The 14,514-nt window shown below is 71.8% G+C and carries 15 protein-coding genes and 1 pseudogene; 8 read left to right on the plus strand and 8 right to left on the minus strand.

The genetic code is table 11. From position 1 onward, the window contains the following. Window positions 1–196 precede the first annotated feature (196 nt). Window positions 197–1,174: a sigma-70 family RNA polymerase sigma factor gene (locus AB0B01_RS05035; protein WP_361712996.1), complete on the plus strand. Its 978-nt coding sequence runs from the start codon at window positions 197–199 to the stop codon at window positions 1,172–1,174. Between the two features lie 115 nt (window positions 1,175–1,289). On the opposite strand, the gene AB0B01_RS05040 is transcribed toward AB0B01_RS05035, so the two are convergent. Then, the gene (locus AB0B01_RS05040; RefSeq protein ID WP_361712998.1) at window positions 1,290–2,234 is read right to left on the minus strand and encodes a YafY family protein; all 945 of its coding nucleotides are present in this window, start codon (window positions 2,232–2,234) and stop codon (window positions 1,290–1,292) included. Window positions 2,235–2,296: 62 nt separating this feature from the next. Between AB0B01_RS05040 and AB0B01_RS05045 the strand changes: the two genes are divergently transcribed. Beyond that, window positions 2,297–3,883 (plus strand): MFS transporter, encoded by a 1,587-nt coding sequence (locus tag AB0B01_RS05045; RefSeq protein WP_361713000.1) that lies wholly within the window; start codon window positions 2,297–2,299, stop codon window positions 3,881–3,883. Window positions 3,884–3,950: 67 nt separating this feature from the next. Here the strand turns inward: AB0B01_RS05045 and AB0B01_RS05050 are convergent, their stop codons facing one another. Continuing rightward, entirely contained in the window at window positions 3,951–4,712 is a 762-nt protein-coding gene (locus AB0B01_RS05050; protein ID WP_361713002.1) for a DUF6227 family protein, read from the minus strand. A gap of 192 nt (window positions 4,713–4,904) precedes the next feature. On the opposite strand from AB0B01_RS05050, the gene AB0B01_RS05055 reads away from it, so the two are divergent. Then, window positions 4,905–5,546 (plus strand): vitamin K epoxide reductase family protein, encoded by a 642-nt coding sequence (locus AB0B01_RS05055; RefSeq protein ID WP_361713004.1) that lies wholly within the window; start codon window positions 4,905–4,907, stop codon window positions 5,544–5,546. Window positions 5,547–5,676: 130 nt separating this feature from the next. On the opposite strand, the gene AB0B01_RS05060 is transcribed toward AB0B01_RS05055, so the two are convergent. Continuing rightward, the gene (locus tag AB0B01_RS05060) at window positions 5,677–6,090 is read right to left on the minus strand and encodes a rodlin (protein ID WP_361713006.1); all 414 of its coding nucleotides are present in this window, start codon (window positions 6,088–6,090) and stop codon (window positions 5,677–5,679) included. Window positions 6,091–6,370: 280 nt separating this feature from the next. On the opposite strand from AB0B01_RS05060, the gene AB0B01_RS05065 reads away from it, so the two are divergent. Next, window positions 6,371–6,844 (plus strand): hypothetical protein, encoded by a 474-nt coding sequence (locus AB0B01_RS05065; protein ID WP_361713008.1) that lies wholly within the window; start codon window positions 6,371–6,373, stop codon window positions 6,842–6,844. A gap of 168 nt (window positions 6,845–7,012) precedes the next feature. Further along, window positions 7,013–7,255 carry a chaplin gene (locus AB0B01_RS05070; protein ID WP_361713009.1) on the plus strand — a complete coding sequence of 81 codons (243 nt, stop codon included), beginning with the start codon at window positions 7,013–7,015 and terminating at the stop codon, window positions 7,253–7,255. Window positions 7,256–7,332: 77 nt separating this feature from the next. Here AB0B01_RS05070 and AB0B01_RS05075 read toward each other — a convergent pair whose 3' ends face one another. The 5 genes and pseudogenes from AB0B01_RS05075 to AB0B01_RS05095 form a co-directional block, all read right to left on the minus strand. Beyond that, window positions 7,333–7,674 carry a hypothetical protein gene (locus AB0B01_RS05075; RefSeq protein WP_361713011.1) on the minus strand — a complete coding sequence of 114 codons (342 nt, stop codon included), beginning with the start codon at window positions 7,672–7,674 and terminating at the stop codon, window positions 7,333–7,335. A gap of 164 nt (window positions 7,675–7,838) precedes the next feature. Beyond that, complete coding sequence (locus AB0B01_RS05080; RefSeq protein ID WP_361713013.1) at window positions 7,839–9,140, minus strand: chaplin family protein; 1,302 nt, start codon at window positions 9,138–9,140, stop codon at window positions 7,839–7,841. Between the two features lie 120 nt (window positions 9,141–9,260). Next, entirely contained in the window at window positions 9,261–9,494 is a 234-nt protein-coding gene (locus tag AB0B01_RS05085) for a chaplin (protein WP_361713015.1), read from the minus strand. Between the two features lie 216 nt (window positions 9,495–9,710). Next, window positions 9,711–10,121, minus strand: a complete 411-nt coding sequence (locus AB0B01_RS05090) for a rodlin (protein ID WP_361713017.1) — start codon at window positions 10,119–10,121, stop codon at window positions 9,711–9,713. A 129-nt stretch (window positions 10,122–10,250) separates the two neighbouring features. Further along, window positions 10,251–10,504: pseudogene (locus AB0B01_RS05095) on the minus strand (chaplin). A gap of 103 nt (window positions 10,505–10,607) precedes the next feature. On the opposite strand from AB0B01_RS05095, the gene AB0B01_RS05100 reads away from it, so the two are divergent. The 3 genes from AB0B01_RS05100 to AB0B01_RS05110 are packed head-to-tail and all read left to right on the plus strand — an operon-like array spanning window position 10,608 to window position 14,486. Further along, entirely contained in the window at window positions 10,608–11,780 is a 1,173-nt protein-coding gene (locus AB0B01_RS05100; RefSeq protein ID WP_361713019.1) for a DUF3344 domain-containing protein, read from the plus strand. Beyond that, complete coding sequence (locus AB0B01_RS05105; protein ID WP_361713021.1) at window positions 11,767–12,978, plus strand: glycosyltransferase; 1,212 nt, start codon at window positions 11,767–11,769, stop codon at window positions 12,976–12,978. The genes AB0B01_RS05100 and AB0B01_RS05105 overlap by 14 nt, the downstream gene beginning before the upstream one ends. Window positions 12,979–12,980: 2 nt before the next feature. Further along, on the plus strand, window positions 12,981–14,486 hold the full coding sequence (locus AB0B01_RS05110; protein WP_361713141.1) for an exopolysaccharide biosynthesis polyprenyl glycosylphosphotransferase: 1,506 nt from the start codon (window positions 12,981–12,983) through the stop codon (window positions 14,484–14,486). The last annotated feature ends 28 nt before the right edge of the window (window positions 14,487–14,514 follow it).

The following is a 14,514-nucleotide window of genomic DNA, read 5'->3' on the forward strand; positions in this document are numbered from 1 at the left end:
GTGCTGTGCGCCCTCCGGGGAAGCGGGTGGCGGGGCAGGATACTGCAAGATCTCGAAAAAGAGGGACCAGCGTGGGAATTCTGTCCCGTTTCCAGTCGTTGTTTCCTTCGGTAGGGGGCACTCGGGAGAGTGTCCGGGAACGCTCAGCCGCGTTCCAGCAGCCGCACCGCGACCGAACTTTTGCAAGGGAGCACGCATGGCAACCCGCGCCGTCGCCCGCCGTCAGTCCACGGGCAGCGCCCGCGCTGCAGGCGGGGAGATCGCCGACCGCGACCTGGTCGGCATGTACCTGGACGAGATCGCGCGCACCCCGCTGCTCGACGCCGCCAAGGAAGTGGAGCTCTCGCAGATCATCGAGGCGGGCGTCTACGCCCAGGAGATCCTCGACGGCGAGATAGAGCGCGAGGGCGACTCCCCTTCGCGTGCGGAGCTGGAAGCCCTGGCCGCCGAGGGGGAGCGGGCCAAGGAGATCTTCATCCGCTCCAACCTCCGCCTCGTCGTGGCCGTCGCCCGCCGCTACCCGCGCAGCGGCCTGCCCCTGCTCGACCTGATCCAGGAGGGCAACGCAGGCCTGGTGCGTGCCGTCGAGAAGTTCGACTACGCCAAGGGCTTCAAGTTCTCCACGTACGCCACGTGGTGGATCCGCCAGGCCATCACCCGCTCCATCGCCGACCAGTCCCGCACCATCCGCCTCCCCGTCCACCTCGTCGAGGAGCTCGGCCGGATCCGCCGGATCCAGCGCGAGTTCAACCGCGAGAACGGCCGGGACCCGGACCACGCCGAGATCGCCGCCGAGCTCGACTCGACGGAGAAGCGCGTTAGCGACGTACTGGACTGGGCGCGCGACCCGGTCAGCCTGAACATGTCCGTGGACGACGAGGGCGAGACCCAGTTCGGCGACCTCCTGGAGGACACGTCCGCGATCTCCCCGGAGCAGTCCGTCCTGTCCCTGCTGCGCAGCGAGGAGCTGGAGGACCTGCTGGGCAAGCTGGACCAGCGCACGGCGTCGATCATCAAGATGCGCTACGGCATCGACGACGGCCGCGAGCGGACCCTGACGGAGGTCGGCAAGCAGCACGGCCTGACCCGCGAGCGGATCCGCCAGATCGAGAAGCACGCGCTGCTGGAGCTGAAGCGGATGGCCGGCGCGTCGGGCTTCGACGCAGTGGCCTAGCAGGGCCCGCGCGAGCCCCCCTGTACGAGCCCCCGGTGCCTATCCCCCCAGGCGCTGGGGGCTCTCTCCGTCTCCCGGACTACGCCCCCCTCTCCGGACCACGCCCCCTCTCCGGCTACGCCCCCGCCGCGGAGGCCAGCCGCGCGGCCAGCTCCCGCGCCGCCACCGCCAGGAACTCCGGCGCGTGCACGGTGAACGGCACCCCGATCAGCGCCAGCCTGGCCACCAGCCACTCCGGGGAGTCCCCGCTCTCGAAGCACACCCTGGTACCCCCCGGCTCCGCCACCGCCGCATCGCGCAGCCACGGCGGCAGGGCCTCCGCCTCCGCCGCGAAGACGACCTCCACCCGGTACGTCTCCGCGCCACGCACCCCCCGCCGTACGAACTCCTGCGCGTCCATCGGCAGCTCCCGCGGCGCGAACCGGGCGCCCGTCGCGAACGGCTCCGCCACCCGGTCCACCCGGAACGTCCGCCAGCCCTCCCGCTCCAGGTCGTACGCCACCAGGTACCACCGGCTCCCCGTGCTCACCAGCCGGTACGGCTCCACCAGCCGCCGCGACTGCACCCCGTCCCGCGCCCGGTACGCGAACCGCAGCCGCTCCCGCCCCGCCACCGCCGACGCCATCGTCGTCAGCGTCCGAGGATCCACGCGGGCCCCGTCGCCCCGGGCCAGGGCGACCGTGGCCGACTGGAGCGAGCTCACCCGGTGCCGCAGCCGGCTCGGAAGCACCTGCTCCAGCTTGGCCAGGGCCCGTACGGACGCCTCGTCCACCCCCTCGACGGCGTGCCCGGCCCCCGCACGCAGGCCCACCGCGATGGCCACCGCCTCCTCGTCGTCCAGCAGCAGCGGCGGCATCGCGGCCCCCGCCACCAGCCGGTACCCGCCCTCCGGGCCCAGCGTGGCCTCCACCGGATAGCCGAGCTCCCGCAGCCGGTCGATATCGCGCCGGATCGTCCGGGCACTGACCCGCAGCCGCTGCGCCAACTCGCTCCCCGGCCACTCGCGAGGGGTCTGGAGGAGGGAGAGCAGGGTCAGCAGGCGAGCCGGAGTGTCGGTCATGTCACCAGCCTGCCAGCGCATTAGGACACCAACTGACCTACATGCCGTCTAGGTTTCCTTCCATGACCACCGAGACGTCCCAGACATCGCCCGAAAGAAAGAACGGGCCCGTACGAGAAGAGCGGAACTCCCCTCTGCCCGACCACGCCCCACCCGCAGCAGCCGACCCGGCGCCGGCCGACCGACGCCGCTGGCTCGCTCTCGCGATCGTGATGACCGCGGCCTTCATGGACCTGGTCGACGTCACGATCGTCAACATCGCGATACCCCGGATGCGCACGGACTTCCACGCCTCCACCAGCGCCATCCAGTGGATCACCGCCGGATACGCCCTCGCGTTCGCCGCAGGTCTGATCACCGGCGGCCGTCTCGGTGACATCTACGGGCGCAAGCGCCTCTTCCTCATCGGCATCTCCGGCTTCACCGCCGCCTCCCTCTTGTGCGGGATCGCCGCCAACCCCGACATGCTCGTCGCCTCCCGCATCCTCCAGGGCGGCATGGCGGCCCTGATGGTCCCGCAGGTCCTCGCGATCATCCACGTCACCTTCCCGCCGAACGAGCGCGGCAAGGTGTTCGGCATGTTCGGTGCGATCGTCGGGCTCGGCGCCGTCTCGGGCCCGATGCTCGGCGCGCTGCTCAGCGAGGGCAACATCCTCGGCCTCGAATGGCGCCCGATCTTCCTGATCAACCTGCCCGTGGGCATCGCCGGCGTGATCCTCGGCCGCAAGTACATCACCGAGTCCAAGGCCCCCAAGGCCCTGCGTCTCGACCTGGTCGGCGTCGTGATCGCCACCCTCGGCCTGGTCATGCTGATCTTCCCGCTGACCCACGGCCGGGAGAACGACTGGCCGCTGTGGGGCTTCCTGTGCATGGGCGCCGTGCCGTTCGTCTTCGCGGGCTTCATCGCCTACGAGAAGTACAAGATCCGCAAGGACGGCTCCCCGCTGGTCGAGCTGTCCCTGTTCAAGGTCAAGAGCTTCGCCGGCGGTATCGCCGTCCAGCTCACCTTCGGCATCGCGACCGGCATCTTCTTCCTGGTGTGGACCCTCTACATGCAGATGGGCCTCGGCTGGAGCGCGCTGCGGGCCGGCACCACCGGTATCCCCTTCTCCATCGCCGTCTCGGCCGCCGCGGGCATCTCGGTGCAGAAGCTCGTACCGCGCTTCGGCCGCAAGGTGCTCCAGGCGGGCGCCCTGACCATGGCCGCGGGCCTGCTCCTCTACATCTGGGAGTCCGGGCACTACGGCATGGACATCGCCTCCTGGCAGATGGCCGCGCCGCTGGTGGTCATGGGCATCGGCATGGGCCTGATCGTCGCCCCCCTCACCGACACCGTGCTGTCCGAGGTGCCGCGTGAGCACGCGGGCTCCGCATCCGGGCTCATCAACACCACCGGCCAGATGGGCAACGCCCTGGGCCTCGGCCTGACCTCCGTCGTCTTCTTCGGCCTGATCGACGACGACATGGTCCTCGGCAAGCCCTACGTCGACGCCTTCCACGGCGCGCTGTGGTGGATCGTCGCCGTCCTCGTCGTGATCTTCGCGGTGATGTTCATGCTGCCGCGCAAGGCGCTCCCGCCGGAGCAGCGCGAGGGCGCCACGCAGCCCGCCGGGTCGGCCCCCGAGCCGGCCGCGGCCCCGGCCGCCTAGGCTCCGCCCGCGTGCGCACCGACGGGCATGTCCGCCTCCCCGGCGGGCATGCCCGTCGCCGTGCGCCTCACCGCACGCGGGCGCGGTGCTCCATGGCGCCCCGGGCCGCCGCCTCGCTCTCGTACACCTCGCACATGTGGCGGCCGTCGGGCGTCGCCGTGTGCTCGACCTCCCACAGGCTCACCTCGCTGCCGTCCAGCAGCACGAACGAGTGCTCGTACAGGCTGAATCCGGCGCCCCGCCCGTCCGGCAGGCACTGCCGGGTGCCGAACGCCTGGGTGATCTGGTGCGCGTACGCCGAGCGCAGCAGCGCGGCCACCTGCTCGCCGGGCCGGTCCGCGTTCTCCGCGCGGCGCAGCACCCGCCGGGCGTGGTCCGCCGACTGCTCCATCGCGTACTCCCGGTGCCGGTGGGCCGGAGTGGAGGCGGCGAACAGCGCACTCAGCGCCGGCGCCTCGCCGTCCGGCTCCTCCTGGCCCGCGGCCGCAGCGGGATCGGCCACCGCACCCTCCCCGAACAGTCGGGACACGGCCAGGCAGGCCTCCGCCTTGCTCGTGAAGAGCTCGTGCCGGACGGCCCGGTCGTCCCGCAGCCGGTACACCAACTCCCACAGCGAGGCGGACCCGCCGTCGGCCAGCAGGTAGGTGTGCCGGTGGGTCTCCCGCCACAGTCCCGCCGCCGGGCTGTGGTGGGCGGTGTAGAGCGAAGAGCTGTGGGCGAGCGCCGTGCCGAGGCGCTCGACCAACCGGTCGGGCAGGTCGAAGGAGTTGAGGGCGCGGCCCAGGAGTCGCGCGAGGTGCGCCTCGGTTGTCTCGTACGGATCGCTCAAGGTGGGTCTCCAGGCCGTCGCAGCTTGTCACTTCGCGGAAGCACAACGTAGCCCCTGGCTCTGACATCACGTCCGGGGTTCGGTAAAACGTCCGGGAACCACCGGCGGTTCCCGCCACCCCTTCAGGTCAACTTGTCGAGGGACGAGCATGGTTCGCCCCGGTCTGTGGTGAAGCGCGGGACGATGGGCCGTATGGCAACGAACACAGTGGGCGTCCCCCGCCAGCAGAGCCGCCCCCGCAGCCCTCACGAAGACGAACCGGCCGCAGCCCCCGCGCGGTTGGGCTGGCTGCTGGTCCTCACCGGCGCCGCCGGGCTGCTGGCCTCCTGGGTGATCACCCTCGACAAGTTCCTGCTGTTGGAGGACCCGGACTTCAAGCCCGCCTGCAGTCTCAACCCGGTCGTCTCCTGCGGCAGCGTCATGCAGAGCGAGCAGGCCGCCGCCTTCGGGTTCCCCAACCCCATGCTGGGGCTCGTCGGGTACGGGGTCGTCGTGTGCGTCGGCGCGGGCCTGCTGGCCGGCGCCCGCTACCGCGGCTGGTTCTGGCTGGGACTGAACGCCGGGACCCTCTTCGGCACCGGGTTCTGCGCCTGGCTCATGGTCCAGTCGCTCTACGAGATCAACGCGCTCTGCCTGTGGTGCTCGCTGGCCTGGGTGGCCACGCTGCTGATGTTCTGGGCGGTCACCGCACACACCGTCCGCACGGGCCTGCTTCCGGCGCCCCGGCCCGTGCAGGGCTTCTTCACCGAGTTCGGCTGGGCCCCGCCGGTCCTGCACATCGGTGCGATCGGGATGCTGGTGCTCACCCGGTGGTGGGAGTTCTGGACCGGCTGACGGCGCCCGGCCGGCCCCCGCGGGCGCCGGCACGGCCGAGGGCCCCGGCAGCCGGAAGCTGCCGGGGCCCTCTTCACTTCGCTCCACGGGCGCGTGGCCCGGCCGCATAAAAGGGGAGGAGGAGCGGAGATCAGCTGCCCTGGGAGAGGTTGCCCGACAGGATCGGGATGTTGTCGAGGATGTGCGACAGAGCCTCGTCGCCCTTGGCCTGGGTGGAGTTCTCGGTGCACTGCTGGTTCTGCGGGTTCGACAGGAGGTTGATGTCCTGGAGGCCGACGTTGGCGATGCCCGCGACCAGGTTCTGCACGTTGACCTTCGCGGGCACGGCGATGCAGGGCTTGTTCAGGGTGCCCTGGACCAGGCTCAGCTGCGGGCTCATGTCGCCGTTGGTCTTCTGGTTGCCGTAGATCTGCTGGGCACCGTTGCCGTTGACGGTGTTGATCCCGTTGTCGTTGCCGATGGCCATGGCCGGGGCCGCAATAGCGGCGGTCGCGCCCACGGCGGCGGCGGTGACCGCGGCAGCAGTCATGATCTTCTTGAGCATCATTGGTCCTTTTGTCGCACGAGTGCCCGCTAGTGGAGCGCCCTGGTCAACTGGGCTGCCACGGCGTTGGTTCCGCTCGTTCACTCAAACGGCCCGATCGTGGCGGGGTTTTCCCCGGCCCGGGTGATCCGCCCCCGGACGCCTGCACGAAGCCCGTACGCAGCCCTCATCGCCGGCGCCGGCATCCAAGATCCTGTTGCGCTCCGTAGAAGGTGTTCTCACGGTGGGTAAGGAGGCGGATCGCTCGGGTCCGCTCCTGTGCGACCACGAAGGAACCCCCATGCACCGCACGAAGCCGTCCCGGATCCGCGTCCTTGTCCCGTCGGTCCTCGCGGCCGTCATACTCACCGGCGCGGCTGCCCCCGCGGGCGCCGCGGACGGTGGCGGCAGCGCAGCCCTCGACAGACGAGTGGCGGCCGCCCAGCAGGAGATCAACCGGCAGGCGGCTGCGGCCGGTCCGCTCGACGACCTCCTGGCGGGCGTCTCCAAGACCCTGGAGGACCTCCTCAAGAGCCTGCAGACCCTGTTGCCCGGGGTGACGCTGCCACCGATCCAACTGCCGACCCTCCCGGACCTGCCGGAGATCCCGGCGATCCCCGAACTGCCCATCGAGATCCCCGACATCCCGATCCCGGAGATCCCCGAGATTCCCGAGGTCCCCGAGATCCCGGTCTCCAAGCCGGTGCAACCTTCCCCGGCAGCCCCGGTGTTGGCGCCGGTGAAGATCGTGCCGGAGATCCCGCGCCTGCCGTGACGGAGGCCGGAGGGCCGCGGAGGGCGGCCGGAAACCGCTCGTGATTACGACTATTGAGCTGAACAGGTCTGGTTGCGCGCGGAGCCGTGTCCTCATGGGAGGCTGGACCGTTTCGCTCGGTGTGAGCCCCGGATCGGGGCAGAACATCGAACAGAAGGTGCACTTCCCATGAACTCTGCCAAGAAGGCCGCCCTGGTCCTGGCCACCGCTGGTCTCGCTGCGGCCGGTGCCACCAGCTCCGCCCTGGCCGACGCGACGGCCGAGGGCGCAGCCGTGGGCTCCCCCGGCGTCATCTCCGGCAACCTGGTCCAGGTCCCGGTCCACGTCCCGGTCAACGTCTGCGGCAACACCGTGAACGTGCTCATCGGTGTGCTGAACCCCGCGTTCGGCAACGTCTGCGTCAACGACTGACGTCAGCGCTCCACGTGACTGTGGGCGCCACCGGCCTCGCCGGTGGCGCCCACAGTGCGTGTCGGGGGCGAGGCGGGTCAGTGGGCGCCGCCGTTGAGCTTCACACCGCCGAGCAGCGGGGAGGCCTGGGTGGCGCCGTTCGCCAGGCCGAGCAGCTCGCCCGGCGCGTTGTTGCGGAGCTTGTTCACCTGCTGGGCGGTGACCAGAACCTTCTCCACGGTCTGACCCTGCTCGGCGAGGCCGTTGCCCAGGGTCTGCGGGAGCGACTCGGTCACGGGAGCGAAGGCGTTGATGGCGTCCGTGGCTCCGCTCGTCACGCTCATGGGGGGCATCGCGGCATCGGCGGCGAAAGCAGGGGCGGAGGCGCCGAGCGCGGCAACGGAACCGGCGACGACTGCGGCGGCCTTCGAGAGCTTCATATCGAAATCCTCTTCTTTCATGGACAGAGGCGTCAGCGGCGACTGTCGCGCCGCTTTCGCTCTGGTAACGATTCCCCACGGCTGCGGAAACGCGTACGGCAACGGCCGGAGAATCCACCAGGGGCTCTCCGGCCGATACTTCTTCCGATTACCGGTATTGCCGGTCAGGTGTTCCGGGACCTCCGGTAGAGAATCGCGCCGCCCAGCACCAGGGCCGCGGCGAGGGCCGCCGCGGCTCCGGGCTGACCCGCGCCGGTCTCGGCCAGCGCCGGAGCGGTGACGTACGCCGGGGCCGGGGCGGGAGCCGGGGCGGGACCCACCGGAGCCGGCGCCGGAGCGGGCGCGGGGGTCAGCCGGACCGGTGTGTCGACGGCCGGTGCGGCCGGCGGCTGTTCGGCGGGCGGGACGATCTCGGGCGCCGGCGCAGCCGGTGCCGGGTGCTCCACGACCCGGCTGCCGTGCGGCGGCGCGGGGGCGGGCTCCTCCTCGACCGGCGCGGGGGCCGGGAGGGGACGGGGCGCCTCCTCGACCGGAGCGGGAGCGGGCAGCGGCCGGGGGGCCTCCTCGACCGGAGCGGGAGCGGGCAGCGGCCGGGGGGCCTCCTCGACCGGAGCGGGAGCGGGCAGCGGCCGGGGGGCTTCCTCGACCGGGGCGGGGGGCGGAGCGGGTGCCTCGTGGACCGGCGGCGCCTCCTCCACCGGAGCCGGCGGGGGAGCGGGCTGCGGGGCCGGGCGCGGCGCCGGGCGGGGAGCCGGCGGGGCCGGGTGCGGGGCGGGGGCCGGGAGGGTGTGCGGATGGTCGTCGCACTCCTCCTCGTGCGGCCCGGAGCCGCCGTAACCGCCCTCGTGCCGGGACTCCTGGTGCCGGGGCTGCTCGTGGCGGGGCTCCTGGTGCCGCGGCTGCTCGTGCCGGGTCTCCTGGTGCGGGGGCTGCTCGTGGCGGGGGGCCGCATGCCGGGGGGCGGCGTGGCGCGGAGCCGCGTGCCGGGGTGCCGGATGCCGCGGCTCCTCCTGCCGGTTCTCCTCGTGCCGGCTCTGCTCGTGCCGGTTGCCCTCGTCCTCCTGGCCCCCGTACCCGGACTCCTCCGGGTGCTGCTGCGGCCGTGCGTGCCGGCCCTCGCGCTCCTGGAGGTAGCGCTCGAAGGCCTCGGCCTGTTCGGGGCTCAGGTAGCGCTCGTAGGCGCGGCCGGCATGGCGGTCGTCCGAGCCGGTGGTGTTGGCGCACGTGTTCCCGAACGTGGGGTTGAGCGCCGCCCCGCCGTCCACGCTGTTGCCGCACACGTTCGGCGAGAAGGTGACCGGTACCGAGACGCTGTTGCCGGACAGCACGCCCGGTGAATGCGAGGCCTCGGCCACCGCTCCCGGGTGCGCGTAGGCCGCGCCGGTCGCGATCGAGAGCAGGCTTGAGGCGGCCGCCGCCGTGAGCACCCCCTTGCCCAGTACCTGTCGGCTCAGTACCTGTCGCATGGGTCCTTCCCTGTCTACCGGCTCTGCCGCCGGTGCTGAATCGAAGGTGGCCTCGGAGTGCACCGCCGTGCACTCCGAGGCCACCCCGAGGAGGTTGCCCTTGCGGGCACCGGCGCTTCGTCAGTCGTTGACGCAGACGTTGCCGAACGCGGGGTTCAGCAGGGCGATCACGTTGACGGTGTTGCCGCAGACGTTGACCGGGACGTGGATCGGCACCTGGACCAGGTTGCCGGAGAGCACGCCGGGGGAGCCGACGGCGGCACCGTCCGCCACCGAGTCGGCCATGGCGGGGGAGGCGGCACCGGCAGCCATCAGAGCGCCGGCGGCCAGCACCACTGCCTTCTTGTACGTCATTTGATTTAAATCCTTCCCGCAGCGGCTTGTCCGCTGCAGTAATAACAACGAGCGGGTCCGGGAAAAGAAACCGGCTATTTCAAGACGGCTCCGTATTTACCCCGAGGGGCCGGTCGGCTGAAATTCGCCGAGTAATTTATCGAGAATTCGCGGGCCGGCAAGCGGCGAGGCCGCCGCGCCCGGGGGTGCGGCGGCCTCGCGGGGTGCGGGGCGCGATCAGCTGCCGGAGGAGACGTTGCCGGAGAGGATCGGGATGTTGTCCAGGATGTGCGAGAGCGGCTCGTCGCCCTTGGCCTGGGTGGAGTTCTCGGTGCACTGCTGGTTCTGCGGGTTGGACAGAACGTTGAAGTCCTGGAGCCCGATGTTGAGCAGGGAGACCAGGTTCTGCACGTTGGCCTTGGCGGGCAGGGCGATGCAGGGCTTGTTGAAGGAGCCCTGGATGAGCGCCATCTGCGGGCTCATGGTGCCGTACGTGGCCTGGTTGCCGTAGATCTGCGCAGCGCCGTTGCCGTTGACGGTGTTGACGCCGTTGTCGTTCCCGATGGCCATCGCCTGCGGCGCCATGGCGGCGCCGATGCCCACGACCGAGGCCGCAACCGCTGCCGAGGCCATCATCTTCTTGATCATTGTCGTCCCTTATTTGCAGGATTGCCCGGTACTTGAAGCACCCGGATCAACGGCCGCGCATCGGCGGGGTTGCGTGGATTCACCCGGATGCCGACGTTTCGGGCGCCGTGGTTGACGGTGGGTCGGCGGTCAGCGGTTGACGCAGACGTTGCGGAACGCCGGGTTCAGCAGCCCGATCACGTTCACGCTGTTGCCACAGACGTTCACCGGGATGTCGATCGGAACACGGAGCAGGTTGCCGCTGAGCACGCCGGGGACTGTGCCGCGACGCCTTCCGCGGTCGCGCCGTCCCCGTCGAGTGCGGAGGAGAGGCCCGCGCCGCCCACCAGCAGGGCGGCGCTCGCGGCCGCCGTGGCGGTGCCGCGCATCAGCCTCTTCTTCATCTCCGCATTTTCTTTCCGTTCGAACAATGGTCCATCCGCATAACGACTCGCCGCCTACGAGGGTGCGTGCCATCGCCCAAAAGGCCGTACGAGCGAGTCCGGCGTGATTTCCGGCACGATATCTGCCAAAGTTCACTCCTGTTTTGTCCCCTTGATCGAAAATGGAGACGGGGTCATGGGTTCCTCCCGCAGAATCCTCGGCACGCTCGGTCTGCTGTCCTGCCTCGCACTTTCGGCCAACGCTCCCGTCGCGGGCGCCGCCCCGCCGGGGCTGGGGGAAGCCCCCAAGGTCCCTTTTACCCAGCGTTACCAGGCCGTGCTGCACGGAGGGCTGGTGCGGGCCTCCAACTCGTCCATCGCGTGCCGGCGGGAGGAGTCCCCCGACGCCGAGTCGTGCGCCGACGTCAAGCAGGGTGCGGCCGGGGTGAACAGCGACTTCGAGATGTTCTACAGCGAGGTCGACAAGGACCCGGACACCTACAACTCCACGCGGGCCGAGCTGAAGGTCCCGGAGGGCGCGAAGGTGGCGTACGCCCGCCTGTACTGGGGCGGCAATCTGCGGGTGGGTGAGCAGAAGCCGCCGGAGGACAACGGCCGGGTGCTGGTGGCCGAGCCGGGCGGGGCCTACAAGGAGGTCCTGGCCGACACCGTCATCGGGCACCGTACGGACGCGGGCAGCGACGCCTACCAGGCCTCGGCCGACGTGACCCCGATGGTGCGCAAGGGCGGCGCGGGCATGTGGACGGTCGCCCAGCTCAACATCGCCATGGGGCACTCCGCGGTGGGGGCCTGGGGCGGGTGGACGCTGGTCGTCGCCTACGAGCACCCGCAGGAGCCGGTCCGCCGGATCTCGCTGTGGGACGGCTTCGAGGGGCTCGCCGAGCGCGCCGCCGGGGCGGCGGGCGACACGGTCGAGCTCACCGGCCTGGACGCTCCGCCCGGGGCGGCCGGGAAGGCCGGCGTGGTCGCGTACGACGGGGACCGAGGGACCCTCGGGGACTCACTCACGGTGACCGCGGACAGTGGTCGCCGAGTCAGCGTCAGCGATGCTGAAAATCCTTTTAATGATGTTATGAATTCCACGATCACGGAATTCGGACGTCCCTCGTTCGCGCGACAGCCCGAACATGTGAATAATCTCGGATATGACGCGGACGTGTTCGACCTGAGTCCCGCCCTGTCCGGTGGCGCCCGCAGCCTGAATTTCAGGTTCACGGGTGAAAGCCAGGGTCAATTCCTCGGCGTGCTCTTCGTTCAGACAGATGCGCGCCGCTGAACGTAGGAGACCGCTCCGCGTGCCGACACAGCATTCCCCCCTGACCGTCCTCCATCTCGTCCAACCCGTGGACGGCGGCGTGGCCCGCGTCGTCATCGACCTCGTCCGCGCCCAGTCCGCGGCCGGACTGCGCGCCGTCGTCGGCTGCCCCCGCGGCGGCCGCCTCGGCGACGACGTCCGTGCGGCCGGGGCCGAGGTGGTCACCTGGCGCGCCGGACGGGCGCCCGGCCCCGAACTGCCCGCCGAGGTGCTCGGCGCCCGGCGGGTGATCCGCCGGGTCCGGCCCGACGTCCTGCACTGCCACAGTGCCAAGGCCGGGCTCGCCGGGCGGCTCGCCGCCCGCGGCCGCGTGCCCACGGTCTTCCAGCCCCACGCCTGGTCCTTCGACGCCGTCGGCGGGGCCACCGCGGCCCTCGCCCTGCGCTGGGAGCGGTTCGGGGCCCGTTGGGCCGACCGGGTGCTCTGCGTCAGCGAGGCCGAGCGCCGCGCGGGCGCCGCAGAGCGGATCACCGCCCACTGGTCGGTCATCCGCAACGGCGTTGACCTCGATCACTTCCGCCCCGGCGGACCGGACCGGGACCAGGACCGGGCCCGCGCCCGCTCCGAACTGCCCTGGCCCGCCGCCGTGCAGGGTGACGGGCCGCTCGCCGTCTGCGTGGGCCGCCTGTGCCGGCAGAAGGGCCAGGACGTGTTGCTCCAGGCCTGGCGGGAGGTCCTCGGCAACCTGCCCACCGCCCGACTGGCGCTGGTCGGCGACGGCCCCGACACCGAGCGGCTGCGCCGCGCCGCGCCGCCCGGAGTGCTCTTCGCGGGCGCCGCCTCCGACATCCGACCGTGGCTTCGGGCCGCCGATCTCGTTGTACTGCCGTCGCGGTGGGAAGGCATGGCGCTCGCCCCGCTCGAAGCCATGGCCTGCGGCCGACCGGTCCTGGTCTCGGACGTCAGCGGTGCCCGGGAGAGCCTGCCGCCCGGCCAGGGACGGCTGTGCCTGGTGCCGCCGGAGGATCCGACGGCCCTGGCCAAGGCCCTGGGACGGCTGCTCGCCGAACCGCGGCTGCTGGCCGAACTCGGGGAGCAGGCCGGGCAGCACGCCCGGACCGACTTCGACGTACGGCGGACCTCGGACGCGGTCACCGGTCTGTACCACGAACTGCTGGGCAGGCCCCGGCCCTCTAACCAGGAGCGCATCAGCCGATGACGATGGACAGCGCACCCGCCCGGCACACCGGGCAGGGCGGAACGGGGCCCGCCGGCGCCAGCGCCGGCACCGCGGCCGTCCGACGGTCCGTGACCGCCATCCACCCCCCACGCCGACCCGACACCGACCGGGCCCGGCCGCTCGTCCGGCCGCAGCGGGGCCGCCCCCGCGACGGCGTCCTCCCGCTGCTGACCGCCGACGCGCTGGCCACCGTGGTCACCACCGCGGCCCTGCCCGCCCCCGCCCTCCAAGCCGCCGCCGCCGGGCCGATCGCCGTGCTGCTGGCCCTGCTGCACGCGCAGGCCGGGCTCTACCGCCCGCGCCTCGCCCCCTCCGCGCTGCGCGAACTGCCCGTCCTGGCCGGGCGGGCCGCCGTCCTGTGGCTCGGGACCGCGGCGGTCGTCGCGGCCGTGGTCCCGCGCCAGGCCCTGGGCTGGTCGGCGCTGCTCACCGCCGTCTGCGTCCAGGCCGTACTGGCCTGCGCGGCGCGCGGGTACGTCAACCAGCTGCGCCGCCGGTCCGCCCGGCGCAGGCCCGCCTCCACCCTCGTCGTGGGACCGGGCGCCGGGGCGAGCGCCGTGGCCGCCGCCCTGCACGGGCGTCCCGAGTACGGGCTGCGGCCCGTCGGCCTCGCGGACACCGGGCCCGCCGAGGAGGGCAGCAGCGGGATGCCGGTGCTCGCCACCCACGAGGACATCCGGCGCGCGGTCATCCAGAACTCCGTGCGGCACGCGGTGTTCACCCGCCCGCCGGAGGCCGACGAGCGCACCGCCTCCCTGGTCCGGCTCTTCCACGACCACGGCTGCCGGCTCTGGCTCGCCGACCCGACCGGAACCGCCAAGGTCACCGGCATGCGGGTCGCCCAACCCGCCGACCAGTTGTGGGGGTACGCCGTGCAGCCGCTGCTGCCGCGGCCCGCCCGGCCGGTTGAACGCGGGCTGAAGCGGGTCATCGACGGGGCCCTCGCCGCACTGGCCCTGCTCGCCGCCGCGCCCGTGATGGGCCTGTGCGCCCTGGCCGTACGGGTCTCCGACGGGCCCGGTGTGATCTTCCGGCAGGAGCGGGTCGGCCTGTACGGGCGGCCCTTCACGCTGCTGAAGTTCCGCACCCTGCGCGCCGACGCGCACGAGTCCGCGACCCGGTGGACCGTCGCCGGCGACCACCGGATGAGCCCGATCGGCTCCTTCCTGCGCAAGTCCTCGCTGGACGAGCTGCCGCAGCTGTGGAACGTCGTGCGCGGCGACATGAGCCTCGTCGGCCCCCGGCCGGAACGGCCCTACTTCGTGGCCAAGTTCTCCGCCGTGCACCCCGGCTACGAGGCCCGCCACCGGATGCCCGTCGGCATCACGGGCCTCGCACAGATCAACGGCCTGCGGGGCGACACCTCCATCGAGGACCGGGCCCGCTTCGACAACCACTACATCGACACCTGGTCGCTGTGGCAGGACCTGTGGATCCTGGCCCGCACCGCGGCCTCCTTCTTCCGCTTCCGGCTGGGAGGCAGCTGAGCATGAGCCTTGCCGTTTCCGGTACCCG

The organism is Streptomyces sp. NPDC044571, from assembly GCF_040647115.1.
Classification (GTDB): domain Bacteria; phylum Actinomycetota; class Actinomycetes; order Streptomycetales; family Streptomycetaceae; genus Streptomyces.